Consider the following 24,351-nt stretch of genomic DNA (forward strand, 5'->3'; position numbering starts at 1 on the left):
CTCCGTACTCTCCACTAGAATAGCGCGGTCAAATCATTCAAAAGCAAACCCAGGAGCCGGTTTATGAGCTTACACAGTAAGTCCGAAAGTCTGTACGCCCAGGCGCAACAGCTGATCCCAGGCGGAGTCAACTCCCCAGTGCGTGCATTCACCGGTGTAGGCGGTACCCCGCTGTTTATCGAACGTGCCGACGGTGCCTATCTGTTTGATGCCGATGGTAAAGCCTATATCGATTATGTCGGTTCCTGGGGCCCGATGGTACTGGGCCATAACCATCCGGCGATCCGCAATGCGGTGATCGAGGCGGCACAGCGCGGCCTGAGCTTCGGCGCCCCTACCGAGATGGAAGTGAAAATGGCCGAGTTGGTGACCAATCTGGTGCCAACTATGGATATGGTACGTATGGTGAACTCCGGTACCGAAGCCACCATGAGCGCCATTCGTCTGGCGCGTGGCTATACCAACCGCGACAAGATCATCAAGTTTGAAGGCTGCTACCACGGCCACGCCGACTGCCTGCTGGTGAAAGCCGGTTCCGGCGCACTGACGCTGGGGCAGCCGAACTCACCGGGCGTGCCGGCAGACTTCGCCAAGCACACGCTAACCTGTACCTATAACGATCTCGACTCCGTGCGTACCGCATTCGAGCAGTACCCTTCAGAGATCGCCTGTATCATCGTTGAGCCGGTGGCAGGCAACATGAACTGCATTCCACCGCTGCCAGACTTCCTGCCGGGGCTTCGCGCCCTGTGTGACAAGTATGGCGCACTGTTGATCATTGATGAAGTGATGACCGGTTTCCGCGTCGCGCTGGCCGGTGCTCAGTCTTATTACGATGTGGTGCCAGACCTGACCTGCCTGGGCAAAATTATCGGTGGCGGTATGCCGGTGGGAGCCTTCGGTGGCCGCCGTGAAGTGATGGCCGCTCTGGCGCCTACCGGGCCGGTGTATCAGGCTGGTACGCTGTCTGGCAACCCGATTGCCATGGCCGCCGGTTTCGCCTGCCTGACCGAGGTTTCCCAGGTTGGCATTCACCAGACCTTGACCGAACTGACCAACAAGCTGGCAGAAGGCCTATTAGCGGCGGCCAAGGCAGAGAATATTCCTTTTGTCGTCAACCATGTAGGCGGCATGTTCGGGTTGTTCTTTACCGATGCGCCAACGGTCACCTGCTATCAGGACGTGATGGGTTGCGATGTCGAGCGCTTCAAGCGCTTCTTCCATCTGATGTTGGATGAGGGGGTTTATCTGGCCCCGTCGGCGTTCGAGGCTGGCTTTATGTCTGTCGCACACAGCGACGAAGATATTCAGCGCACCGTCGATGCCGCGCGCCGCTGCTTCGCCAAGCTGTAATCTTCTGGCGGGCGCCACTCGGCGCCCGCCGTTACCTTCAGAGCAAGGTACCGTAAATCGTCAATATCGCCACGACCACCAGCACAATCAGGGTCACTTTACGCGCTAACGTTACCGCGGCGCGCGGCGTCTGAACCGGGTCCATATGCGGTTCACGGGCCAAAGAGAACTGCGCCAAACGCGTCAACACCTGATACTGCGGAGTATGACGATCCCCCAGCGAAGCAAACCACGCAGGCAGCGCCCTTTCACCATGCCCAATCAGCGCATACGCCACCCCTGCCAGACGAACCGGGATCCAGTCCAACACATGCAGCAGGAAATCGATCCCTGTTTGCGAGCGTTGCAGCGGTGAATGATGTCGTGCCAGCCAGGTTTGGTAGGCCCGCAGAAAAGCATAGCCTGCAAGAGCGAGCGGCCCATATGGCCCACACACCGCAAACCAGAACAGCGGTGCCAGATAGTAGCGATAGTTAATCCACAACAGGGCATTTTGCAGTTCACGCAAGCGCTCTGCCTCGCTGCACTGCACCGGTAAACCGTGGATCAGCGCTAGCTCTTCCGCCATCTGATCGCTGGCGTGGGTATCGCCCTGCCGCGCGGCCTGCAAATAGGCCCGATAATGTTTGCGTGTGATCCCGGCCCCAACGCACAGCAGACCAATCACAATCCACAGCAGTAGCGCCACAACGCCGAAGAACAGGCCCTGGGCCAGCCACAGGATGCCCCAGACGATAAACATCCAGACCAGGGTCATTGCCAATGTTTGTGCCAAAGAAAACCGATGCAGCCGCTGAAACACCACTTCTAAACGATGGTCCAACTGCCAATGCTCACCCAGTTTAAACAGGCGTTCCCACGCCAAAACCAGTAACAGCGTAAACAGCGTCATTAGCTAATCCTCTCCTTCTGTCTGTTCCCCAGCATAATGCTTGCGGTGGTACGAGTGCCAGCAGCAGAGTAGCATGTTTCCGAGAAGTGAATTTAATGCGTTGATAATAAATAGATTAGTTTCCTGTACTGCCACATCAAGCACGGTACCCGGCAGTCGTGGCCTGTTGATGTCAGTCAGTACAAAAAATCATCTTGACGGACACTATTTTCAGTTGCCCAAACGTAGTCCTAAAATAACGCGGTGAATGACCTATATCCAGCATCTTATTAATACTGAGTATAGGCCTGATTACCCCATGATGAAAACGTTATAGGTTAAAAAATACGTTCGTCACCATTGGCCCTCAATAATATTAAGGCTCCAGTGCTTCCGTATATTCAGCCACGCTCACTGCAATTGTTGAGTATTGGCAAGTATTCACGGAAAGAGGGTAATTCGAGGGATCACTGAATGGCTCTTTATACCTTACCACAGAATAACCGAAGGAATCGGGAACGATAACGTCTTTGGCAGCTTGACTTGTCTGATAGTATTGCCCATCAGATAAATCCTTAAATGCGAACTGGTAGATAGGACCTATCTGGAGCAACCCATTATTATCGACACTACGATCATCATTGGTCATCCAACCGCCTGTTAGACGAACATAAGTATTATCAATGGTATCGCCAACTTCGGCTTTATACAGTCGATAGAGAACATTTAATGGTAATTTTTTCATATTAAATCCTCGTAATACACCTGTGGTGTAAGTTATAAGTTATTGCAAAATTCTATTGATGGTTTTATTTACCCAGCATAATATTGTCTGGATAAACAGTATGCCAAATAATGAAAGGTTGAGATATTCAATGCGGTTGTGTTGGCGGTAGCACAACTTGCAGCATGGCTAAGGTGGCACGCCGAAGGGGCGTTGCATTGTCGCGCCCGTGTTAAGGTCAGATGTGGGAGTAAAATTGTGGCACATTCAGTCCCCTCTCCCTGTGGGAGAGGGTTAGGGTGAGGGGGATTACAGCATCACTAACCTATTGATATTATGTAAAACTAGCGGCTGGCACGGGGCTATAAAACAGAGTAGCATGTGGATCCACCGACCTATCGTCCATTTCCGGAGTTTGCCATGCCGACCCGTCGCTACAGTGCCGACAGCCGCCGTACCGCGCTTCTCGAACGTATTGCCAATGATGTCCCTGCCACCGTCGCCCAGGCGCTGAGCGAAGATCTAGGGGGAACCGTGGATGCCGAGCGCGATATCACCGCACAACTACTACCCGCCGATAAACAGGCCAATGCCACGGTGATCACCCGTGAACCCGGCGTTTTCTGTGGCCGCCGCTGGCTGGAAGAGGTGTTTATCCAACTGGGTGGGCAAGTGAAGATCGAGTGGTTGGTGGAAGATGGCGATAAGCTGGTACCCAACCAGCCGCTATGCCACCTGAGTGGCTCGGCGCGTATACTGCTGACGGGCGAACGTACCGCGCTGAACTTTGTGCAAACGCTCTCCGGCGTAGCCACGGCGGTAAGCCGCTATGTAGCGTTGCTGCAAGGTACACAAACCCGGCTGCTGGACACCCGCAAGACACTGCCCGGCTTGCGCACCGCACTGAAATATGCCGTGCTGTGCGGCGGTGGCAGCAATCACCGTCTAGGTCTCTCGGATGCTTTCCTGATCAAGGAAAACCACATCATTGCTTCTGGCTCGATCAAAAACGCGGTAGAGAAAGCCTTCTGGCTGCACGCCGACGTGCCGGTAGAAGTGGAGGTCGAATCGTTGGATGAACTGCAACAGGCGCTGGATGCCGGTGCCGATATTGTGATGCTGGATAATTTCAGCGTCGAGATGATGCGTGATGCCGTTGCCCTGGCCCAGGGACGCACGCAGTTGGAAGTTTCCGGTAACGTCACCGATCAAACCCTGCGCGAGTTTGCCGAAACCGGGGTGGATTATATCTCTGTCGGGGCGCTGACCAAACACGTTACGGCGCTCGATCTGTCAATGCGTTTTCACTGATCCGGTTATTGGCAACGCCTCTTCCTGGGGCGTTGTTCCTTATGTGAGAGCCACTCACACAGCATCTCCCTATCTACCAATGCGGATTTAAGCGAACACGTTGATAAATTCAGCAATAATACCAAAGGCTTGGGGTCAGCTCCCCGACCATCTGGACTCCATCATGGGGCAGCCAACTGTCGGTAAAGACGCTTTGTATCGCGATCAGTTGGGCATAGTGGCGGATCCCCAGCTTGTGCATGGCTATGCCCTTCTGTGTGGAGATGGTTTTGATACTGCGCCTCGTCAGCGCGGCAATTTCGGCGGGAGTCATCCCCTGTATCAGGTACTCGACCACCTGCCGCTCACCCATAGACAACGTTTCCTCATCACACCCCGGTAAAGTGCAGCCAGCCCGGCTATCCTCTCCCAACAGAATCTGACGCAATTGCGCATGCCACATGACTAACGGTTGCCCCAGATCCACGATATGTCTCACCCCCAGACGGCGCAACCGAGTCACCAGATAAGGAATGGGGTCATCCAGAATAACCATCAGCGCGACGCCGGGAAAAGAGATACGCACCTGCTGAATAAAGCGCAAGGCTAGCAATAAGTCTGCCTGTTGCCCAACGTGCAATGACATAACCAGCACATCCACCGGCTGTGCATCCAGATACCATTGTGCTTCAGCGGCTTTCTGGCAGTGCCAGACCCGCAATAGCGAATGGGTGTTGAGCAACGCCCAGATCCCAGCCTGAAAGAAACGGCACGGTGAAACTACTGCCACCCGGTACCGCTTCTGGTTAATCATGTCGTTACATACCAGGGGGAATTCGGCGTGTTGTAGGGCGTGTCGGTGACCTGACTGCGTAAATGCTGGAACAGTTCCGCATCATTGCGAACCCCCAACTTGCGCATGCTATTGCACTTATGTGCGCTGATGGTTTTGACACTGCGATGCAGTAAATCAGCCACGTCAGAAACGCTCATTCCTTGCTGCAAGTACTCCAGTACCTTATGTTCCGCCTGCGTCAACACCACCAAGCTGTCCTGCACTTGCGCAGGAGTGGCACTGTGCAGCAGGTACATTGCCATACTGGGGCTACAAACCTTGGCACCGGTCAACGCCTGTGCCATATCACGGCGAGTCTGCTCCTGCGACTCCTGGCGGGCAAGCAGGCTGATGTGCGGCCGGAGATTCAAACGCGTCAACAACGCAATGTCCCGGCAATAGGTGCACACCACGATACGCAGCGCGGGCGCACGTTCAGAGAGCATCAGCAACTGTTGCGTGTCGCGGGCAATCTCCTGCGGCGAGCCACTGAGCACCACCGCCAACAGGTCAATTTGTGGCGGTGCCCATTGCGCCAGCAATTGCTCAAGCGAAGAGACCATCACCACCAGATGCATAGGGGGATCAAGGTTCTGAATAAAATGTGCCATCCCTGCCTGAAGCAAGGGGATAGGGGCAACAACGGCCAGTTTGACAACCGATAAAGGCGTATTCATGAGCGACTCCTAGATCAGTAATCCATTACGCGCCAGATAATCTCCACGGGTATAGAGATCGCTATCACTATGGAAGCCGAGCTTAATCATGGCACGGCGTTTATGGGTGCTGATGGTGCGTACATCCCGAGCTAGCACCCGCGCCGTGTCGGTCACGGTTCTGCCAGCAAACAGGCACTCCAGTACGTCCATCTCACGTCCGGTTAGCGATAATGACGGCGCGCCATTGCCAATCAGATTCACCGCTGACGGGCTAAGACTGGACAACCCCGCCATCGCACAGAGAACGCCTTGTGTCAGTGATGACAGGGGATCCTGTTTAAGGTAGATACCGCTGACCCTCAACGTTCTCAACTGTGCAAGCAGGTGCGGTTCCTGCAAAGAGGTGGCAACGATAAGCGGCACCCGTGCCCAGTACTGGCGTAAATGGCTAATCATTCGCAGCCCCTCCAATACCGACTCACCTTCGCCACACAGTTCGGTGATCACCACATCCACCTTGCCCTGCTGCATCGCCACTGGCAGATCGCACACCTTTTCTACGTGCACACAATCCATGACCTGAAACTGTGGTGGCTGGAATGCAGAGCAGATCCCGGCACGCGTTATCGGGCAAGCGTCCATGAGCAATACCCGGTCGATGCGGCATGCCGTCTGCATTTTCGGTAGGGGTGTGTTGTTCCATACGGTTGATGTCATCATGATAATAGTTCCGTTATTAATGACTCAGCTTGTCCTGATAGGTGCTGGCACCCAAAATAGACTTGGGTGCCGATGTTAAAGCTTGCTACGCCAATACACACAGCGGCCAGGGAAACCAACGCCGGCCGTCTAAACTTGACCGTGTTTTACCCGCCGCGAAAACTGACTTGGCTCATCAGTTATAGGTAAAGTCGACTGACATTACCGAAGCAATATTACCCGGCGTAACCACCCCTTTGGCATAAGCACTGGCTCTCAATGCGAATGTGGCCGTGGTTCCTACCACTGTCGTTTCCATGGTAGACCCCGGGTTTTGCAAGGTATACGGGGACACATCTTGCGCCACTTCTACCGCCACGTTATCTGCCATCCCCGTACCGCTAGTCGTCGCGTAACGCCCGCCAGCCGCGGTATCCGCCGTACCGCTAAACGAGGCGGTAACTTTGCTGGTTGTCGTCGGACAGTCCTTCACTACCAGCTTGAATGGCACCGCCGTGGAGGTGTTTCCTGCCGTCGCCAGGTCCTTCGCCTGAATACTGGTCCCCAGATTGACGTTCAAATCTGAGTTGGTGGTATCTACCGTGCAGGGCGAAGCGACCACAACGCCGGTAATATTGACTTGAGTTGGAGCTGCCACAACCTGATGAACACCAGCCCCCAAAACCAATAAGGCCAGCAGCGTACGTTGAGTTTGTTTTTTCATGATGTTTCCTTACTGTTCCCGTCTGTATTCAGGCAGGGAATTCCTGCCTGATTTCCTTGAGTTAAAAAAACTTAATTAATTTCGGCATTAATGGTGGCCACGGCATTAAACTGCCCTATCGCCGGGGGATTGCCAGTCACGTTCATCGGTGCCAGACTCATAGAGCTGGTGCCAGTTTGTGAAGAATAGTCGAAGGTGACAGGCAGATTTCCATTGACCGGCGGCACGATATTACCGTTCGCGTCACGTACCCGAACCCCGATATCATTATTGTCCGTCTTCAATGCGGTTGGGTCCCCCCCCGATGGCTCACCACTAAAGGATAAGCTGACGACAACACCGTTAGAAATATTGTTACAGGCCAGCGTCATATCAACGACTTTGGGGGTAAACCCATTGGCAATTTCGCCGGGATTCTTGATGTCATTTGACATGATATTGCCAAACTTGACATTAATGACCTGCCCGGCATTAATTTCACAAGATTGTGGTACCGTTACCGATCCGCTCATATAGACAGACGACATCGGCACCCCGCCATATGAATCACTGACTTTTGTGCCATAAAGGTCCAGGATCTTAGTGCTTGGGATGACGACTTGCCCCACAAATGGCCGGGTAAAGTATAAAGACACATAGCCATTAGCACCGGATATCCAGTTCGTTACACCCGAACAGGCGCTGACAAAATTATTGTCCTGGTTCTTGAATGGGGTGGCAAAGTGTTTGCCAACGTTCCCTCCAACCCATAATTCAGTAGCCACTTCCAGATATTGATTTAGTGAATAAAAATGTAATCCATCATAGTCCCGCGTAGCTGTCAGATTGCCAGGTACCACTGCCCTATAGTAGGTCATGGCCGGGGTGGTACAATCACAGTTGGCAGCGTAATTCGCAGCTAAATTCCACTGGTAGGTTTGTTTAAAATATGTGCCAGCCTTGTTATCATCTGGATTGTCGTACTGTTTGACAAAGGGGAAGTTATATATCTTCGTGCCGCCTACCGTGGTACACCACCCGGTTGCAGCAAAGCTTGATACGGAAAACAGGCACAGCAGGCCGCCCAATGTTAATTTAACTAACCTGATTAACTTCATCATCGTTCCTTACCGGCACTGCGCATTCAGCATCTGAATGCCAGCACTTTCCGTTGTCTGTTTTGTCAGTGAGTAACTCACCTGACACTGTTGGTCTGAACCGCTGCCCCACTTCACATTCAGGATGCCGCTGTCTGCCATCCCGGTCAGATAAACCTGGCCACCGTCCCCGACGATAAAGCCCTGTGCAGTTTGCTGTGCCGGATCGCTCACCGTGGCACCGAACGGTACCGGTGCGCCGCCCTGGCGTAACAGCGTCATCAGTATTCGCTGGCCCACGTTGGCCTGGAAGTTGGCTCGAACTACAGCACCACGGGTTGGCACCACGTTCTGAGAGGTCAACTCCACCTCAACGTCATCCGCCAAAGTCTCGGTATTCAACTGCACCTGATTCTTGCGATAAGGGCTGACGTACGGCACGATGGCATAACCACGCCAGTCGGTTTTAACCCCGGTCTGGTTGTTAACCCCCGTGCCACCGGCTCCTGGTGCTTTCACCAGCGCAATGGTTTCCCCCAACGGCTGGCCGAAGGTCACCCCGTCCTGATGCGCTATAATGCCGCCCTGCAGGCCGTAGTTGAGTCGTTGACTGTTGCGATCGTAGGCATAGCCCGCCAACACTTCCCCATAGGTACCGCGATAGTCAGCATTCAGGTTGCCTCCGTTGCCGATGCCCTTGTTGCCATAGCTTTGTTGTACGCCCCAACTCAGGTTGTTGTCCGCTAACGCCGTGCCGTTCAGGCCGACGGAGTTGTTGGTGGACCCCTTCTGGCTGGTGTTCAGGTTGTAACTGGCATAAGTCCTGCTCAACCAACGATCCAGCGGTATGCTGACGTTAAGCGCAAAGATCTGATCGCGGTCATAAACGGCGCCACTGCTGTTGCCACTGGCCGTCGAGTTTTCGTTATAGCTATAGCTCAACCCGTAGCTGATACCGTTCCAGCTGTTGTTATAGCCGGCACCAATCGAGCGTAAGGTACGATCGCTGTTCCAGTAATCTTCGCTGACCCAGTTTAATGACAGGGTTCCCGCCGCATCTCCCAGGTTCTGGCTGATGGTCAACTCGCTGCGGTTGCGCTTGCGGTCGGTGAGCCGGTAACTACTACCGTCACGGTAGGTGTCCAATACTTCCTGCAAACTGTAGTAGCCCGCGGTTGAGTAACGGTATCCGGCAATCGAGAAGTTGGTACCCGTCTGTACGAGGTTCTTGCTGTAACGAACTCGCCATGATTGGCCATCGGTTTTAGGTTGGTCTTGCATCGTAGACCATGCCTGGGTCACGTCTGCCGATATGGCACCGATGTCACCCATGTTCTTGCCTAGCCCCAAGGCCACAGACTGGTACTTACTGGCAAACTGGCCACCGCCGTAGGCAGTAAAGCCATTGGACAGACCATAAATCGCTGTACCCTGGCTAAACAGGGTCTTGTCTATGCTGTTGTCATAAGAACGGTACTGCCCACTGGTGACCGAGTACTTCAAACGACCTTGACGCTGCAGCACGGGCAGCGAGGCAAACGGCACCACTATCTGCTGTTGGCTACCGTCGGCTTCCTTAATGGTCACCAGCAGGTCACCGCTGCCCCCGGTAGGGAACATATCGTTGATTTCAAACGCACCTGGCGCCACGTAGGTCTGGTAAATCACGTAGCCGTTCTGGCGGATAATCACCTGCGCATTGGTTCGTGCAATACCCCGTACCATTGGCGCATAGCCTTTCAGGCTGTCCGGTATCATTTCGTCGTCCGAGGCCAACTGCCCACCACGGAACGGTACGCTGTCGAACACGTCCGAAGGCGAACTGCTATCCCCCAGCGTCATCTGACTTTTCAGCGCGATAATGTCACGCTGGGCATAGGTATAGATGGTGTCCCATTTATCCTGGCCGTCACTGCTTCGGCTCCAGGTCGTGTAATTACGCAACCGCCACGCCCCGAGGTTGACACCTGGCCGCAGGTTGACGTACTGGCTGTTGCTGTCTTGGCTATTACCATTACGTGCATAAGTGTTGGCACCGCTCATGCTATAGTTGAGCAGCAATGCCGGGATACCTTGATCCCACTGGCTTTCAGGAACGTAACCACGTGCTTTCTGTGAGAGGGCTGCCTGAGGAATACTGATCAGCAATTGCTGTTCGCTGAAACGGAACTTGGCGCTGGCTTGGGGAATGGCACTGATGTTGGCGCATTGTGACTTGGCATCACCGAGCCCTGGGAATAAATCAGTTTTCACCCCCAAGGCATTAAGTTGCTCTACGCTCAGACAAGGTTGCAGATGCTCTTTGCCATCAGCCCCTTTTTGCATACTGAACGTCACATCCCGTGTGTCCTGCTGTTCGTTATTGAGATAGATATCGACCCGATAGGTGCCTGGTGCCTGACCTATGCCTTCCTCAAAAACCGTTAAATCTGTCGCCCCCTGGTTTGGGTTATCCATTTGCAGCAGTGCAGGGTTAAAATAGTCACGCGCCTGTACGCTAAAGGATAGGGTTCCCATCAATGCCAGCTGGGCAGCGATCAAATACGCCAGCCTGCTGACGCGCGGCGAGTGCCCGGCCTGGCTTTTATAATTATTCATCCGTTTGACTCCATTGCCTACAGGGTGAAACTACCCCTGTGTCCTGTGCCCCACAGCCTGTGGGGATCCCTGCTCTCTAAACGCTATAACGACGCGAGTTGCTCTTTGCTTACCGCCCCGTAATCATTGATAATTTTCCAACTGAGCGGGCCGCCGCTCACTCCGGTTGGCAGTGCAAAGCTTGCCGTACTCATCGGAGCCACATAGGTCACATCGCTCAATTTCTTGCCTGCAACCTTCACTTCATAGAAATTCATATAAAACGGCGTCGGGTTGGTCACCTGCAGGTTATTACCACTGCGTTGCCAGGTCAGTTTCTCTGTGACTTGCTCCGGCGTACCTTTGATGCCCTGCGGGCGGTAAATCAGCTTGATGCGCGTTTTCACTGCAATTTGCAGCGTATTGCGGACTTCAGCTTTGCTGGCTGCGGGGATGGACTTGATGTTCATCCAATACAACGATTCTTTATCGGAGGACAGATTGCCCCCTGCACGCACCACGCGCAGGACGTTTTTCTGGTCGCCATCCAGGCGGAACAGCGGCGGGGTCACCACAAAGGGGGCTTTCTCAGCGCCACCTGCGGTGGTCTCTACCCAGGTCTGGATGAGGTACGGCCCCTTGTCCGGGTTACTGACGCTCAGTGAAGACTCCTTTTTACCGCCTTCATAAATCAGACGCGTACCGCCCACAATCACACCGGCCTGAGCAACACAGCTCATCATCAGCAAGCTCGTCAGCACTGTGGCAGGAATAAATTTCATACAAACACCCCGTGAAATGAGACATAAAGGCCAGCTCAACTGCCGCTGGCCTGAAATCAGAACAACTAATCTCTACGTCGAATTGGTAAAGTCTTAGTTGTAGTTAAGGGTGAAGCTAGCGGTGGAGTTCGCAACACCAGAAGTGATGGTGGAGGAGGTAGAGATATAACGTGCAACGAAGTTCAGATCGTTATTACCCACAACCAGTGGATATGATTTAGATGCGGTAAACAATGGAACTACAGCGTTAGCGTCATCGCTCAGCTGAATACCAACACCTGTTGCGCCACCAGCAGTCAGTGCCAGAACGGTGTTGTCACCAGACACAGCGATACCGTCAAATTTGACTGAAGCTTGAGTTGCCGCAGCCGGGCAACCTGTCAATTTGATGGTGAAATTGGTTGCAGAAGATTTAACACCCGCAGTCGGAACGCCACCCACGTTGAAAGAAGTGGTAGCGACTTCACCCAGATTCACTTGCAGTGGGCTGCCTGGGTTGTTAGTCACAACACAAGCGTCATCGGTGATTTTACCTACGAAATCCACTTGACCATCAGCAGCGGCAGCAGCGGTAACGGCAAACACAGAGGAGGCCAATACGGCAACAGCAATCAGATTCTTTTTCATACAACACTTTCCTTTAATGTAATGCACCCATGTGCATAGCAAAATTATTTGACATAGCCTTATGTCGTTCCCTGTTTATTTAGCTCCAAGCGAGAACCTCTCCCGTTAAATAACCCATCAAGCCGTTAAGCCTTATCTAACCGACGAGTCATTTTGAACTAAAGTGTACCGTCCAATTATTTATGCTGAAATTTCCTAGCCACCAGCATTAAACTTCAACCGGTGAACAATTAACGAACAAACATGAAACGTTAAGACTATCTACAGTGCCGAGGGGGATTTTTTAGACCTATCAGTAGTGGGCTTGAACAGCCACTAATGGGGGAGAGCGCAATGATGAATAGTTGTCCAGAAATCAATTTAACACATTGATATTAAACATTATTTAAAAATTAGGAATGTTGCCATAACAAATTTGTTGACTCGCAAAAAGATAATCCTTAGAGTGCGTGACAGTTTAGTTCAAAGTGTACCGGGTGAATTAAATTATTACATTTTGTTTACCAGACTTCTTTAAATCTCCGCGCATTGCTGGCCGTATAAAGTACGGTGTGCTGAATATTCTTATGCCCAAGAAAATCCTGAATCAACCGAGTATCTATCCCGCGGTCTGCCAGCGCGAATCCACAACCATGTCGCAGCATGTGAGGATGAGCGTTAACCTCCAGACCAGCCAACTCGCTATAATTACGCATTAACCAGTAGATACGCTGGCGGGATAGATGGTTTCCCTTCTCGGAAAGAAATAACCAGTCGCTGTCGGCACCTCGATAAGTGCGTCTGACCTTTAACCAGGCGCGTAACGCTTTATGTTCTTTGGCATATAAAGGATGAATGGTGGAAAAGCCGTTTTTCAGGCGGTGGATATAAATGCTTTTGCCCTCCAAATCGATATCGGAAAGGCGCCAGCGGTTGATCTCACTGACGCGACATCCGTGGATAAAACACATCCAAATCAAACAGTAATCGCGTTCAGCGTGTTTACCATGCTGAGTAGCTCCTAGCAGACGCGCAACTTCGGAAGGAGTCAGATGCTTGCGATTATTCATAGTGCCTCACTGTGACTTTACTAAAAAATGTGCAGGGCTATTCATCCTTTTACATACCTACAAGATTCATAGGATCGCTGATGCAAGGGTTGCTACAGCTTCAACCTATCCCAGATCAGTATAGCGGAGAGGAAAAAAGACAACAGCCATGGAATTGCTAAGGATATCCGACAAAAAAAAAGAAATGCCATAGAAAATCCAATACCCTATAAATTAAAGGATTATTCTTTCTTAAGTGAGAGACAAATCCGAAAAAACAATTCAATCACAATGCAATGAAATACCTTATCAATAATGAGCGCAGTAGCCAATATTGTATTTATATATTATACCTTCATGAGTTCCTTATCCATGAGTGCATAATAAATTAGGGGAAGTTATATATCTAATGTTAAACTCAACCAAGATTGGATGAGTCTAACCATTATAGATGAATTAAATAAACTGTTTTTCAAGCAGATTTTAATTATATTCTAATCGAGCGAAAACGCCCCGCGTTACTGGCCGTGTAAATTACCGTATTCTGAATATTTTTATGGCCCAGATAATCTTGGATTAAGCGAGTATCAATGCCGCCATCAGCCAGCGCATAACCACAGGCGTGGCGTAACATATGCGGATGCACGGGGACATTCAGTCCAGCAAGTTCACCATACTCGCGGAACAGGCGATGCATCTGCTGGCGAGAAAGTCGTCCCCCCTGGCGTGACAGAAACAGAAAATCACTGTCTGCTTCAAGATATTGCGGGCGCAGGGCCAGCCAACTGACCAGTGCAGAGTGCTCACGCGGCTGGATCGGATGTTGGACGGAAAAACCATTTTTCAGGCGATTGACATACAATTTTTTGCTGAGTAAATCCAGATCCTGCAAGCGCAGATTACAGAGTTCGGAGACGCGCAATCCATGAATGAAGCAAACCAGCAACATACATTTATCGCGGACGGTATTCTTATGATCAGGAATTGCATCAAGTAAACGCTGTACTTCATCCATGCTCAAAAACTTACGATTGGTGTTAGCCGACATGCGGTATTTCCCTATACACGTTTTTCCAGATATTGGATTTAACGACATAAGAAAATTCTGGTCAAGCTACAACCTGATGCTCAGCATAACTTTGTGGAATAAATCGAATTTCAGCGGATTTAGTGCCATTTATTCATTTCACCCCGTGGTAATAACGTGTGGAATAGTCTATTTTTTGAACAGTCAATTTTAACAACGGTGCTTTATTTAACCGCGCAGATCGTAAGCTAAACTCACCATTTGATAGAAGGAGGGGGAGATCGTGGATGCTCTGAGGTGAGGCAATAGAGGGTTATCGAAAGTACTTGGGGTATGCAGAGATACCCCAATAGAAGAATAAATCAGGCTTGCTTTAGACGGTCAAACCCCCGTCAAGGATCAGGCTTTGGCCCGTCATATAACGGCTGTCATCACCGATAAGAAACGCGGTGGTACGCGCCACTTCGCTGGCTTTGCCCAGGCGGCGCAGAGGAATTTGTTTGCGCAGCGCCTTCAGCGCCTCCGACGGAATGGCCTGCGTCATCTCGCTTTCGATAATCCCGGGCAACAGGCAGTTCACACGGATACCAAAACGGGCCACTTCCAGCGCCAGAGATTTCCCCATGCCGATCATCGCCGCCTTACTGGCCCCATAGGCCGTTTGCCCGGTGTTGCCCTTGATACCCGTCACCGAAGACATCAGCACCATCGCCCCTTCCCCCTGCGCCATCATGGCGGGCAGCAGGTGGCGGTTCCAGTAGAAGATGGCGTTAAGGTTGGTGTCGATCACCTGCCGCCAGCGCTCACCGGTTTGCTGGATATGCAAATCATCCAGCGTGATCCCGGCGTTGTGGATCACTGCAAAAGGCGCTCCGAGGCGGGCCAGCAACTGCGGAGCCACAAGGTTCACCGCCTGCTCGTCACTGCCGTCACACACGCAGCTTTCCACCCAACCCGGCAAACCCGCGCAGGCTTCAATCACCGCCGCGCTGGCCGACTGGCCGCTACGGCAGGTGAACACCACGTTCCATTGCTTGGCCAGTTCTTCCACCAATGCGCGGCCAATCCCCCGGCTACCGCCAGTCACTAATACCCATTGTTTAGTCATAGGGTTATTTTTGCGCGTCGGCCAGGTTTTGACAGAGTTCACCCAGCGTCATATTCGGCTGATTGATGAACATTTCGGCGTTGAGCGTGACTCCGAACTCACGTTTGGCCAATACCATCAGCTCCACATAGTCCAGGCTGTCCAGCTTCAACTGCTGCAGGGGCATCTCTGGCGCCAGATCGGCCATCTCGAGATCTTTGGCATCACAAATCATTTCCGTAACGGTGTCGTAAACCTGTTGGTAGTTTTCCATGGTTATATCCCTGTGGTTAATTGTCGGCCAATGGCCATGTTTTTAAGGTCACCGAGGTGACGAGCAGAGGCTGCCGCTGCGTTCTGGCCTCGATCACCGCGCGTAACACAAATCCGCTGCTTCGGTCCCCGATAACCAGCATCGGCTGAATGCGGTAGTACAGCCGATCTTCGGGTTCAAATAGCGTTTCGGGGTTGAATAATCGGGCGCTGAAGTGGGTCTCATGGTGCGTCTGTACCACCGGGATCTGAGCAAACACCTCAATCAGCGTAGCGACCTGCAGTTCCGGCAGCGCCGTCGTCAGCGCCGCCAAGGTTTCCGGGGATTTCACCAGCAGTTGGAACAGCAGGGCGTCAAAGAAACTCCACGCTTGAGTGGCATCCGATGCCTGCCCCGGGAATGTCTGGCTGAGTGCCATCACCTCGTTAATGCTCAGTGCATGCTCCTGTTCAGAAGCTGCCAGCGTTAACGGCTGAACCGGGACCAGTTTGCTGTTGAAACAGCTTTCCTGCGTGACACTGTCCAGCATCTTGCCGGTGATCTGCTTGCCATTGCCCACAATCTGCAAGTGATACGGCGTCTGGCACAGCACCGGTCGGCGCATGCGGGTGCTGAAAACATAAAAGTCATGCTCCAGCGGAGTTGCAAGCAACACCTCACTCAGATGACGTTTCATGTCCAGCATCGCACGCATCCCGTGGACACTTAGCTGTTCGGCCCCCATTTTGCGCACGTGCTGCAGATCAAAATGGATCGGGTTGTAGTCGCCGGAAAAGGCGGCCCACTCTTCAGCATCACGCAGGGTGTAGTTGAGGATCATGCTCATGCCTGCCCGATAACCAAGGCCGCGTTAGCGCCACCGAAACCAAAGCTCAGATTCAAGATGTTCTGTAACCGGGCCGGGCGATGCCCTTCGCTGATATAGTCCAGATCGCACTCCGGATCGGCATTTTTCAGGTGACAGGTAGCGGGCATCAGTTGATGCTGCAACGCTTGCAGACAGATGATGGATTCAAAGCTACCTGCCGCCGCAATCAGATGCCCGGAGTAAGACTTGGTGCTGGAAAGCGGCGTGCTGTAGGCCGCCTCGCCGAAGGCCAGCTTGATCGCCTGGGTTTCATTCAGATCGTTGAGGGGCGTAGAGGTGCCATGCGCATTGATATAGTCAATCTCCTCCGCCGTTACCCCGGCCTGGCGCAAGGCATGCTGGATGGTTTTCACCCGGGCAATCTTGTCTTCCGCCGGTGCGGTAAAGTCGAAGGCATCGGAGTAATTGCCGTAGCCCTTGATTTCCCCCAGGATGGTTGCCCCACGCGCCAGAGCGGCTTCTCGCTCTTCCAGGCACAACACGGCAGCACCTTCGGAAAGGACAAAGCCGTTGCGATCCAGGCTGAATGGGCAGCAGGCCTTGCTGGCATCATCCTGCTCACTCGCCAAGGCGCGCAGGATATCGATGTTCCACACGGCAGCATCGGTACACAACGACTCACCTGCCCCGGCCAGCATCATCGAAGCACGGCCACTGCGGATCACCTCAAACGCATCGCCGATAGCGATCGTCCCGGTAGCACAAGCAGCAATCGGGCTATTCTGATAGCCGCGCAGTCCCCAAAACAGGCTACAGGCCGCCGTTGCGGCATTCGGCATGGACAGGAAACAGCCAAACGGCGAACCCAACCCGGTGCGCAGATAGCCTTCGTAATTAATATGGGTTTCATCCTGACCCGCCCAGCCGCTGCCGATGATGGTGCCGCACTCAAGCAGATCGTAATAGGCCGCCGGGCTCTCCCCTTGGAAGGCCATCTCCATCGCTTCGCGGGCCGCCCCCAACGCCAGGCGGGCAAAACGTGGCAGGCGGCGACGGATCGCTGCAGGAACGCCTTTCAGGCTGGGTTCATCGTCGATCACCCCGAAGAAACGCGACTGGATCCCCACGGCGGACCGATCGAAATACCGGTAGCCCAACTGATAATCCATAATCGCCGCCCAGCTTTGCTCGGCATTCATCCCCAATGGCGTGACCGCACCAAAGCCTGTAACCACCACGCGACGTGACAAAGTATCTTTATTCATGATCTCATCCTGTTATATCACTGTCTTTTTCCACACCGCCGCCCAACGCCAACCACAGTTTCATAGTGGCATTGAGGTAGTTGTACTGCAGATCTGACAAATTGGTTTCTATGGTCAGCAGATCGTCCTCAGCATCCAGTAAGCTCTGGAATGAGACGGCCCCCGCCTGGTACTGGCTTCTGGCCAATACCAGGCGCTGCTGGCTAAGCTGCAGATTCTGTTGCTGATTGATTTTTTGCTGCTGGTAGCTAAGGCGTTGCGACATGGCGTTATCCACATCGGCAAGCGCGTTGTAGACCTGGCTGCGAAAGACGATCGCCGCCTGTTTGACGTCCAAATCCGACTTCTCAATGGTCAATTGCACCGTGTTCCATTGCACAAACGGCAACGCAGCGTTGGCTCCCAGCGTCCTGACCGGATCGCTGAACCATTGAGAGAAAATGCTGCTGGCAGAACCGAGTGAGGCCGCCAGTGACAGCGATGGATAGAAGCTCAAACGCTGCACGTCCGAACCTGCCAGAGCTGCGCGCAGGCGCCCTTCCGCCGCCTTCACGTCTGGGCGACGGGCAATGACTTCAACCGGCAACAACTTGGCGATCGGCACATCCTGATTGATGTCCAGCGAGCTGCGCTCAGCCTGACGATCGGTGGGCGAACGGTTAAACAGGATCGCCAGCGCATTACGGTTCTCTTCCCGCTGCTGTTGCAGCGTGCGATAGGTGTTTTCACGATTGATCAGCGATTGCTGCGCCTGTAACAGATCGAGCTGCCCGGCGGCACCAGAAGCATAGCGTGACTGCACCAGAGCCAGCGTCTGCTGACCAATTGCCAGCCCCGCTTGCTGCTGTTTTATCTTCTGGTTGAGGTTGGCAATCTGCCAATAATATTGCGCCGTATTGCCGATCAGCGTCAGCGCGGTGTTTTGCCGATCCTGCTCCGTGGCTTCAGCCTGCCACTGCGCCTGTTCTCTGGCTCGGGCCAATTTCCCCCAGAGATCCAGCTCATAGCTCAGCGACACCGTCGTGCTGTAAGACTCCGTCGGAGTAGTATTATTCCGCAGGTTTTTGCTGTTGTTGGCGCTACCCGTCACTGAAACATCAGGCGTTAAATTGGTATCGATTAACCCGGCCGCCAATCGGGCCTGCTGGAGCTGTATGCCCGCGATGGCCAGATCGTTGTTGCTGGTCAGCGCTCGTCCGATCAGCATCGAGAGCTGTGGGTCCTCAAAGTTATCCCACCAGTGGTCAGTGTGTTGCAGATAGCCAGAACCGGTATCCTGCACTCGCCACTCGGCGGGCACCGACAGCATTGGCCGCTGATAATCGCTTTTCGTCAAGGAACCACAACCGCCCAGCAGCAGGGGCAACAAGATGGCTAGAGAGAATTTGTTCATCATCATTCGCGCGCCAGCGCCTCCGTGGGATGAAGACGTGCCGCATTGCGCGCCGGGAAAAAGCCAAAACCCAGGCCGATCAGTGCAGAGAACCCGCAGGCAAGTACCAACGGTGGCCAGGTAAAGATCATGGTGAACTCTTTGGTTACCCACGAGAAGATCACCCCGGCCAAACCGGAGCCAATAATGCCGATCAGCCCGCCCAGCGAGCAGATCACCATCGCTTCAATCAGGAACTGGCGCATGATGTCCGCTGGCCGTGCGCCGACCGAAAGACGGATGCCGATCTCGTGGGTGCGTTCGGTGACCGACACCAGCATGATATTCATCACGCCAACCCCGCCCACCAGCAGCGAAATCCCGGCAATGGCGGTGATCAGCAGATTCATGGAGTCCGATGCCTTGCGGATGGCCTGCGTCATCTGATCGTTGGTCTGGGTGTAAAAGTCACGCTGGCCATGAGCCTGTTCTAATAGTTTTTCCACGAGCCCCTGTACTTCATGCGGTGAAAGCCCGTCACGTACACGCAAGGTCATAGACTCGATCGGCATATCGCCAGACATGCGCTCCAGCAGCGCGGTATAGGGCATCCAGGCGCCCAGCATCATGCCGCTGAATTTGCCGCCTTTACGCTCGGCAACGCCGATCACCCGGTAAGGCGTACCGCCAAGCTGGATGATTTCCCCTTCTGGTGTTTCATCCGTTTCAAACAGCGTATCGCGTAATTCCGGATCAATAATCACCACCGGTTCCCGCTCGTCCAGATCGCGCTGGGTAAAACCGTTACCAGAGATAAAATGCAGGCCCTGCACGCGGAAATAGGCATTGCTGATGCCGGAAATCGCCACCGTAACCTCTTTGCCACCGCGCACCGCGGTCACCGCAGTGCTGACCACTGGCGATACACTGTCGACATAAGGTTGGCGAGCCAACAGCTCTACATCGGAAACCTTCAATGCGCGCGCAAAGTCAGGCCGCACTTTCCCTCTCCCTTCACCAGGGCGGATTTCCAGAGTACTGTTGCCCAGTTGGCCGATCTCCCTGAGAATATTTTGCCTTGCCCCCTCACCCACCGCCATCGACGACACCACGGAGGAGACGCCGATAATGATGCCCAACATCGACAGGAAGGCTCTGGCACGGTGCCCCATCAGCGCACGCCAGGCCATCTTGATCGCCTCTTGCACACTCTGCCAGAACGGGTTACGCCCAGTAGCAGCAACCACCGGCAATACGGGACGGGTGTCCAGTGGCGCAACCGCTTCATTGCGCCGATCGTCAATAATTTCACCGTCGCTGATTTCGATAATGCGCTGCGCCTGATTGGCGACATCCCGATCGTGAGTGACGATAATGATGGTGTGCCCCGAGCGGTGCAGAGAGTGCAGAATTTCCATCAACTCCTGCCCACTGGCGCGATCGAGCGCCCCCGTCGGTTCATCGGCCAGAATGATTTCGGCCCCATTCATCAACGCGCGGGCAATACTGACGCGCTGCTGTTGCCCGCCGGAGAGCTGCGCCGGTTTGTAGTTCATCCGCTGTTGCAACCCAAGCCGGGTCAGCAGGTATTCGGCCCGAGTCTGGCGTTCCGCCGCAGGCATCGCGGTATACAGGGCAGGAATGGCGACGTTTTCGCTGGCGCTCAGATAAGGCATCAGATGATAACGCTGGAAGATAAACCCGATGTACTGGCTGCGTAACTCGGCCAACTGCTCACTGCTGGCGAGTTGGGTGGAGATGCCTTTGATCTGCATCTCACCTTCGGTGGGTTTATCCAGGCAGCCGATGATATTCATCAACGTGGATTTCCCCGAGCCGGATGCGCCAACGATCGCCACCATCTCGCCCGGTTGGATGGAGAGGGAGACATTTTTCAGTACCGCTACGGTCTGCAACCCAGAAACAAAATGCCGGGAGATACCGCTCAGAGAGATCAACGCAGAAGATGGCTTAACCATTGCTAGCGCTCCCCGCCAATACCACGCGGTCGCCCTCTTTCAGCCCTTCTTTTACTTCGGCAAACTGGCGGTCGTTCAGGCCGATGCGCACCCAGCGTGACTCAAGCTGTTTACCGTTCATCACCTGTACCTGATAACGATCTTTACCCTGTTGTTCACCAAAGGCGGCTACCGGGACACGCAGGGCGTTCTTCACCTGCTCGGTAATGATAAAGACCTGGGCGGTCATCGAAGTTCGCAGCAAGCGCTTACTGTTGGCGATAGCAAATACGCCGCTGTAATACACCGCCGAAGCCTGCTGATTGGAGGAACTTGATACGTTGTCTTCCTGCAAAGCCTCATTGGGGGCTTCCTGGATCGAGCCCATCACGCTTTCGTAGCGCTGTTTTGGATCGGCCACCACGTAAAACCACAGCGGTTGCCCCACGCGCACCTTCAGGATATCGGTCTCCGAAATACGGGTGTGTACCGTCATGGTATCCACATCCGCCAGCACCAGAATGGTCGGGACGGTTTGTGACGACACGATGGTCTGCCCTTCTTTGGTGACGATCCCCAGCACTTCACCGTCGATCGGCGCAACGATGCGGGTAAAGCCCAGATTGGCCTTGGCCGTTTCCAGCTCCATCTGCGCCTGGACGATCTGCGCGTCGTTGACCTTCAACTGGGCAACCTGGGTTTGGAACTGCGCCTGCGCCTTTTCCAATTCGCTTTTCACCCCTGAACCATCACGATCCAGCTTTTGCTGACGCTTCAGCTCCTGTTGATACTGCTTGAGTGTTGCCAGGGTGACTTGCTTTTGCGCTTCAGCACTTTGCAGGGCAGCTTCAGATTTACGCAGTGCGTTTTGTTGCAAGGTCGGGTCGATTTCCGCCAGCAGTTGCCCGCGAGTGACACGATCGCCCTGCTTCACATACAGCTTTTGCAATTGCCCGTTAACCTGGGCACCAACGCTGACCTGCAGTGCCGGTTTAAGAATGCCGGTGGCCAGCACGGTTTTTTCGATATCGCCACGGGTGATCTCTTCGGTGTCATAGGTATGATCCTGCGCTGGTGTCGAGACGTACCAGACGATCGCGCCGATCAAGGCCGCCAGGCACAGCAAGGCGAGCATTACCAGACGGCGAGCCTCGCCAAACATCTTCAGCTTCATCAGCACACCGCCGTAGTCAGTGTCGGTGGTGTTTCGACGCTGGCCACATGGCCATTGCTCACGCGGAACACCCGATCAAACATCGGTAATACGCTCTCGCTGTGCGTTACGGTGATCAACGTTTTATGCCGTTCGCGACAATGTGCCAGCAAGGTGGTCATCACCTGATGCGCCGTTTCCTCATCCAGGTTGGCCGTGGGTTCATCCAACACCAGCACCGGGCGATCGCTGTACATGGCACGTGCCAGCAACAGGCGTTGACGTTGCCCCAGAGACAGCCCAGCATGGCTTTCACGGATCAGGGCATTCAGTCCGCCCGGCAATTTCTCGATCACCGGAGCAAGATTCAGCCCCTCCAGCGAACGCTCAATCTGCCGATGCTTTTGTTCATTAAAGTTCTCATCAAACAGCGTGATGTTTTCCAGCACCGTGGCATTGAACAAGATGTCCTCCTGGCTTTGCAGGAAGAACAGCGCGTGCACCTGCTGATAATCGAGCGGCTGGCCATCGACCATTACATCCCCTTGCTGTGGTGGCATCAGGCCGGTCATCACCTTCAGCAAGGTACTTTTACCCGCGCCAGACTCACCGACAATGGCAATGCTTTGCCCCGGCCTGAGCGACAGCGAAAGATCGTGCAGCACCGGTTGCTGGGCGTCATAGGCAAAGGCGATATGGTTATAACGCAGTTGCGAGGTGAACGACGGGATGGGCGCAGGGACCGCATCATTGCCTGGCGCCGGTGCAGAACGTGACGGAAACAGATCCCGGGCGCGGGTATCAATCACATTCAGCTGATTCTTTTGCAGGATGGAATAGAAAATTTTGGTGATGTAAGAGGTGAAGATTTCACGCACAAAGCTATAGGCAAAGAACTCACCCAGCGTGATAGTTTCGTTTTTCAACAACGGCAGCGCCAGGAACATAAACAGCACCATCTCCAGGCTGCCGATCAGCTGATACAGGCTGCTTTTGACCTGCTCGTACATTCTCTGCTGCTGGCGGCAGGTAAACAGCGCCAGGGCATATTTGGCAAACAGGCCCTTGCGTTGGCTATCGAGCCCGGCGGACTTGATGGTGGCGAACCCTTGAATGCTCTCAAGGATAAAGTCGCTCTGATCGGCCGTTTTGACCTGCATTTGCTGGGTAAAATAGCGGTCACGATAAATGGCCCAGACGCTAACCAGCCCCATCAGGGTGACACTGATGCCAGACACCATGGCCAGCAGCGGACTCATGTAGCACATCACCGCTAGCGCGATGGCACCGATGATCCAGTCGGTACGCAGGCCGTTATCCAGCTCGATTTTAATGCCCGAGGCCATCTGCCAACTGGCAAAACGGCTAAAGACGTCACCTGGTGCACGTTTATCAAAGAAATTCAGTGAATTACTGAGCAAGCGCGAGAAACCGGCCACGCTGTTGACCACCACGAAACGTTTAATAAATCGCTCGGTGATCCAACGCACGCCGAAGGCCAGCGTGGTCGAAACGACAAACGCCAGCAGGAAGTAAAAATAGGGGAAATCTGTTTTTCCCGCAGAAGAAAAGACCTGGTTGATGGCGCTACTGACCATCGTCGGCATGATAAACAGGGTTAACGAGATCAGAAACGCCAGTATCATCAATCGGTAAATGCCGGGGATACGTGCCGTTTCTTTCAGACTCATGGTGTCGAACATGCGAAAGCGTTTACTACGCTGCACGTTGGCCAGCGCCTGCGGATCGGGCTGGGTTTCATTGTCCAGCACCAGCGCATAGCCGCTGATATCCAGTTTCAGCGCATCAATCGGCAACAGTTGCTGACCAATGCCCGGATTCATCACGCAGACATGGTTGCCTTTACGGTAGGCCAGCACCACGTAATGGCTGGCACCATAATGCAAAATGGCGGGCAGCGGCAGTTCTGCCAGTTCGTCATGCTCAAAAGCCACGGGATAAGCGGGCATCGCCATTTCACCCATGATATCGCACAGTCTGGCCAGCGAGGTGCCATGCTGCGAGGCCGGATAGCGTTCACGCAGGCTTTCCAGCGAGACATCAATCCCCTGGGTTTCCGCCATCATGGCGATGCAGGCCAGCCCACATTCGTTAGTTTCGCCTTGAAAGACCAGCGTCGGGATTATCTTTTCCATGATCTG

22 protein-coding genes are annotated in these 24,351 nt (G+C 53.7%); 2 read left to right on the top strand and 20 right to left on the bottom strand.

Annotated features, from left to right (window positions below):
* Window positions 1-63: 63 nt before the first annotated feature.
* Complete coding sequence (gene hemL, locus A6U95_RS29185; protein WP_024483481.1) at window positions 64-1,353, top strand: glutamate-1-semialdehyde 2,1-aminomutase; 1,290 nt, start codon at window positions 64-66, stop codon at window positions 1,351-1,353.
* Between the two features lie 37 nt (window positions 1,354-1,390).
* Here the strand turns inward: hemL and ampE are convergent, their stop codons facing one another.
* Both ampE and A6U95_RS29195 read right to left on the bottom strand, forming a co-directional pair.
* A complete protein-coding gene (gene ampE, locus A6U95_RS29190; RefSeq protein ID WP_065687060.1) occupies window positions 1,391-2,245 on the bottom strand; it encodes a beta-lactamase regulator AmpE in 855 nt (284 codons plus the stop codon).
* 355 nt (window positions 2,246-2,600) lie between these two features.
* Window positions 2,601-2,969 carry a hypothetical protein gene (locus tag A6U95_RS29195; protein WP_065687061.1) on the bottom strand — a complete coding sequence of 123 codons (369 nt, stop codon included), beginning with the start codon at window positions 2,967-2,969 and terminating at the stop codon, window positions 2,601-2,603.
* A 399-nt stretch (window positions 2,970-3,368) separates the two neighbouring features.
* On the opposite strand from A6U95_RS29195, the gene nadC reads away from it, so the two are divergent.
* A complete protein-coding gene (gene nadC, locus A6U95_RS29200; RefSeq protein WP_065687062.1) occupies window positions 3,369-4,259 on the top strand; it encodes a carboxylating nicotinate-nucleotide diphosphorylase in 891 nt (296 codons plus the stop codon).
* A gap of 109 nt (window positions 4,260-4,368) precedes the next feature.
* On the opposite strand, the gene A6U95_RS29205 is transcribed toward nadC, so the two are convergent.
* The 18 genes from A6U95_RS29205 to A6U95_RS29290 form a co-directional block, all read right to left on the bottom strand.
* A complete protein-coding gene (locus tag A6U95_RS29205) occupies window positions 4,369-5,052 on the bottom strand; it encodes a LuxR C-terminal-related transcriptional regulator (RefSeq protein ID WP_065687063.1) in 684 nt (227 codons plus the stop codon).
* The gene (locus tag A6U95_RS29210) at window positions 5,049-5,750 is read right to left on the bottom strand and encodes a response regulator transcription factor (RefSeq protein ID WP_024529781.1); all 702 of its coding nucleotides are present in this window, start codon (window positions 5,748-5,750) and stop codon (window positions 5,049-5,051) included. The genes A6U95_RS29205 and A6U95_RS29210 overlap by 4 nt, the downstream gene beginning before the upstream one ends.
* Window positions 5,751-5,759: 9 nt before the next feature.
* Complete coding sequence (locus A6U95_RS29215; protein ID WP_080660661.1) at window positions 5,760-6,452, bottom strand: response regulator transcription factor; 693 nt, start codon at window positions 6,450-6,452, stop codon at window positions 5,760-5,762.
* Window positions 6,453-6,627: 175 nt separating this feature from the next.
* Window positions 6,628-7,155 (bottom strand): fimbrial protein, encoded by a 528-nt coding sequence (locus A6U95_RS29220; protein ID WP_065687064.1) that lies wholly within the window; start codon window positions 7,153-7,155, stop codon window positions 6,628-6,630.
* Between the two features lie 71 nt (window positions 7,156-7,226).
* A complete protein-coding gene (locus A6U95_RS29225) occupies window positions 7,227-8,255 on the bottom strand; it encodes a fimbrial protein (RefSeq protein WP_083196492.1) in 1,029 nt (342 codons plus the stop codon).
* Window positions 8,256-8,261: 6 nt separating this feature from the next.
* The gene (locus A6U95_RS29230) at window positions 8,262-10,748 is read right to left on the bottom strand and encodes a fimbria/pilus outer membrane usher protein (RefSeq protein WP_065687105.1); all 2,487 of its coding nucleotides are present in this window, start codon (window positions 10,746-10,748) and stop codon (window positions 8,262-8,264) included.
* Between the two features lie 164 nt (window positions 10,749-10,912).
* Window positions 10,913-11,590, bottom strand: coding sequence for a molecular chaperone (locus A6U95_RS29235; RefSeq protein WP_065687066.1), 678 nt, complete (start codon window positions 11,588-11,590; stop codon window positions 10,913-10,915).
* A 93-nt stretch (window positions 11,591-11,683) separates the two neighbouring features.
* Window positions 11,684-12,217: a fimbrial protein gene (locus A6U95_RS29240; RefSeq protein ID WP_065687067.1), complete on the bottom strand. Its 534-nt coding sequence runs from the start codon at window positions 12,215-12,217 to the stop codon at window positions 11,684-11,686.
* A gap of 500 nt (window positions 12,218-12,717) precedes the next feature.
* Window positions 12,718-13,266, bottom strand: a complete 549-nt coding sequence (locus A6U95_RS29245) for a tyrosine-type DNA invertase (RefSeq protein WP_065687068.1) — start codon at window positions 13,264-13,266, stop codon at window positions 12,718-12,720.
* Between the two features lie 466 nt (window positions 13,267-13,732).
* Window positions 13,733-14,293 (bottom strand): tyrosine-type DNA invertase, encoded by a 561-nt coding sequence (locus A6U95_RS29250; RefSeq protein ID WP_024529774.1) that lies wholly within the window; start codon window positions 14,291-14,293, stop codon window positions 13,733-13,735.
* Window positions 14,294-14,645: 352 nt separating this feature from the next.
* Complete coding sequence (locus A6U95_RS29255; RefSeq protein WP_065687069.1) at window positions 14,646-15,380, bottom strand: SDR family NAD(P)-dependent oxidoreductase; 735 nt, start codon at window positions 15,378-15,380, stop codon at window positions 14,646-14,648.
* Between the two features lie 4 nt (window positions 15,381-15,384).
* The gene (locus tag A6U95_RS29260; protein WP_065687070.1) at window positions 15,385-15,633 is read right to left on the bottom strand and encodes an acyl carrier protein; all 249 of its coding nucleotides are present in this window, start codon (window positions 15,631-15,633) and stop codon (window positions 15,385-15,387) included.
* A 16-nt stretch (window positions 15,634-15,649) separates the two neighbouring features.
* Window positions 15,650-16,459: a MaoC/PaaZ C-terminal domain-containing protein gene (locus A6U95_RS29265; protein WP_065687071.1), complete on the bottom strand. Its 810-nt coding sequence runs from the start codon at window positions 16,457-16,459 to the stop codon at window positions 15,650-15,652.
* A complete protein-coding gene (locus A6U95_RS29270; protein WP_065687072.1) occupies window positions 16,456-17,706 on the bottom strand; it encodes a beta-ketoacyl-[acyl-carrier-protein] synthase family protein in 1,251 nt (416 codons plus the stop codon). The genes A6U95_RS29265 and A6U95_RS29270 overlap by 4 nt, the downstream gene beginning before the upstream one ends.
* Window positions 17,707-17,710: 4 nt before the next feature.
* Window positions 17,711-19,102, bottom strand: coding sequence for an efflux transporter outer membrane subunit (locus A6U95_RS29275; RefSeq protein ID WP_065687106.1), 1,392 nt, complete (start codon window positions 19,100-19,102; stop codon window positions 17,711-17,713).
* Window positions 19,102-21,057 (bottom strand): ABC transporter permease, encoded by a 1,956-nt coding sequence (locus A6U95_RS29280; RefSeq protein WP_065687073.1) that lies wholly within the window; start codon window positions 21,055-21,057, stop codon window positions 19,102-19,104. Before A6U95_RS29280 ends, A6U95_RS29275 begins: the two co-directional genes overlap by 1 nt.
* A complete protein-coding gene (locus A6U95_RS29285) occupies window positions 21,050-22,210 on the bottom strand; it encodes an efflux RND transporter periplasmic adaptor subunit (protein ID WP_065687074.1) in 1,161 nt (386 codons plus the stop codon). The genes A6U95_RS29280 and A6U95_RS29285 overlap by 8 nt, the downstream gene beginning before the upstream one ends.
* Window positions 22,210-24,345 (bottom strand): ATP-binding cassette domain-containing protein, encoded by a 2,136-nt coding sequence (locus tag A6U95_RS29290; RefSeq protein ID WP_065687075.1) that lies wholly within the window; start codon window positions 24,343-24,345, stop codon window positions 22,210-22,212. The genes A6U95_RS29285 and A6U95_RS29290 overlap by 1 nt, the downstream gene beginning before the upstream one ends.
* Window positions 24,346-24,351 lie beyond the last annotated feature (6 nt).

This window comes from Serratia sp. 14-2641 (assembly GCF_001692375.1).
GTDB lineage: Bacteria > Pseudomonadota > Gammaproteobacteria > Enterobacterales > Enterobacteriaceae > Chania > Chania fonticola_C.

Excerpts from the sequence above, each read along its gene's own strand:
- hemL (WP_024483481.1), top strand. The coding sequence starts at position 64 with ATGAGCTTACACAGTAAGTCCGAAAGTCTGTACGCCCAGGCGCAACAG.
- ampE (WP_065687060.1), bottom strand. The coding sequence starts at position 2,245 with ATGACGCTGTTTACGCTGTTACTGGTTTTGGCGTGGGAACGCCTGTTT.
- A6U95_RS29195 (WP_065687061.1), bottom strand. The coding sequence starts at position 2,969 with ATGAAAAAATTACCATTAAATGTTCTCTATCGACTGTATAAAGCCGAA.
- nadC (WP_065687062.1), top strand. The coding sequence starts at position 3,369 with ATGCCGACCCGTCGCTACAGTGCCGACAGCCGCCGTACCGCGCTTCTC.
- A6U95_RS29205 (WP_065687063.1), bottom strand. The coding sequence starts at position 5,052 with ATGATTAACCAGAAGCGGTACCGGGTGGCAGTAGTTTCACCGTGCCGT.
- A6U95_RS29210 (WP_024529781.1), bottom strand. The coding sequence starts at position 5,750 with ATGAATACGCCTTTATCGGTTGTCAAACTGGCCGTTGTTGCCCCTATC.
- A6U95_RS29215 (WP_080660661.1), bottom strand. The coding sequence starts at position 6,452 with ATGATGACATCAACCGTATGGAACAACACACCCCTACCGAAAATGCAG.
- A6U95_RS29220 (WP_065687064.1), bottom strand. The coding sequence starts at position 7,155 with ATGAAAAAACAAACTCAACGTACGCTGCTGGCCTTATTGGTTTTGGGG.
- A6U95_RS29225 (WP_083196492.1), bottom strand. The coding sequence starts at position 8,255 with ATGATGAAGTTAATCAGGTTAGTTAAATTAACATTGGGCGGCCTGCTG.
- A6U95_RS29230 (WP_065687105.1), bottom strand. The coding sequence starts at position 10,748 with ATGGGAACCCTATCCTTTAGCGTACAGGCGCGTGACTATTTTAACCCT.
- A6U95_RS29235 (WP_065687066.1), bottom strand. The coding sequence starts at position 11,590 with ATGAAATTTATTCCTGCCACAGTGCTGACGAGCTTGCTGATGATGAGC.
- A6U95_RS29240 (WP_065687067.1), bottom strand. The coding sequence starts at position 12,217 with ATGAAAAAGAATCTGATTGCTGTTGCCGTATTGGCCTCCTCTGTGTTT.
- A6U95_RS29245 (WP_065687068.1), bottom strand. The coding sequence starts at position 13,266 with ATGAATAATCGCAAGCATCTGACTCCTTCCGAAGTTGCGCGTCTGCTA.
- A6U95_RS29250 (WP_024529774.1), bottom strand. The coding sequence starts at position 14,293 with ATGTCGGCTAACACCAATCGTAAGTTTTTGAGCATGGATGAAGTACAG.
- A6U95_RS29255 (WP_065687069.1), bottom strand. The coding sequence starts at position 15,380 with ATGACTAAACAATGGGTATTAGTGACTGGCGGTAGCCGGGGGATTGGC.
- A6U95_RS29260 (WP_065687070.1), bottom strand. The coding sequence starts at position 15,633 with ATGGAAAACTACCAACAGGTTTACGACACCGTTACGGAAATGATTTGT.
- A6U95_RS29265 (WP_065687071.1), bottom strand. The coding sequence starts at position 16,459 with ATGAGCATGATCCTCAACTACACCCTGCGTGATGCTGAAGAGTGGGCC.
- A6U95_RS29270 (WP_065687072.1), bottom strand. The coding sequence starts at position 17,706 with ATGAATAAAGATACTTTGTCACGTCGCGTGGTGGTTACAGGCTTTGGT.
- A6U95_RS29275 (WP_065687106.1), bottom strand. The coding sequence starts at position 19,102 with ATGATGAACAAATTCTCTCTAGCCATCTTGTTGCCCCTGCTGCTGGGC.
- A6U95_RS29280 (WP_065687073.1), bottom strand. The coding sequence starts at position 21,057 with ATGGTTAAGCCATCTTCTGCGTTGATCTCTCTGAGCGGTATCTCCCGG.
- A6U95_RS29285 (WP_065687074.1), bottom strand. The coding sequence starts at position 22,210 with ATGAAGCTGAAGATGTTTGGCGAGGCTCGCCGTCTGGTAATGCTCGCC.
- A6U95_RS29290 (WP_065687075.1), bottom strand. The coding sequence starts at position 24,345 with ATGGAAAAGATAATCCCGACGCTGGTCTTTCAAGGCGAAACTAACGAA.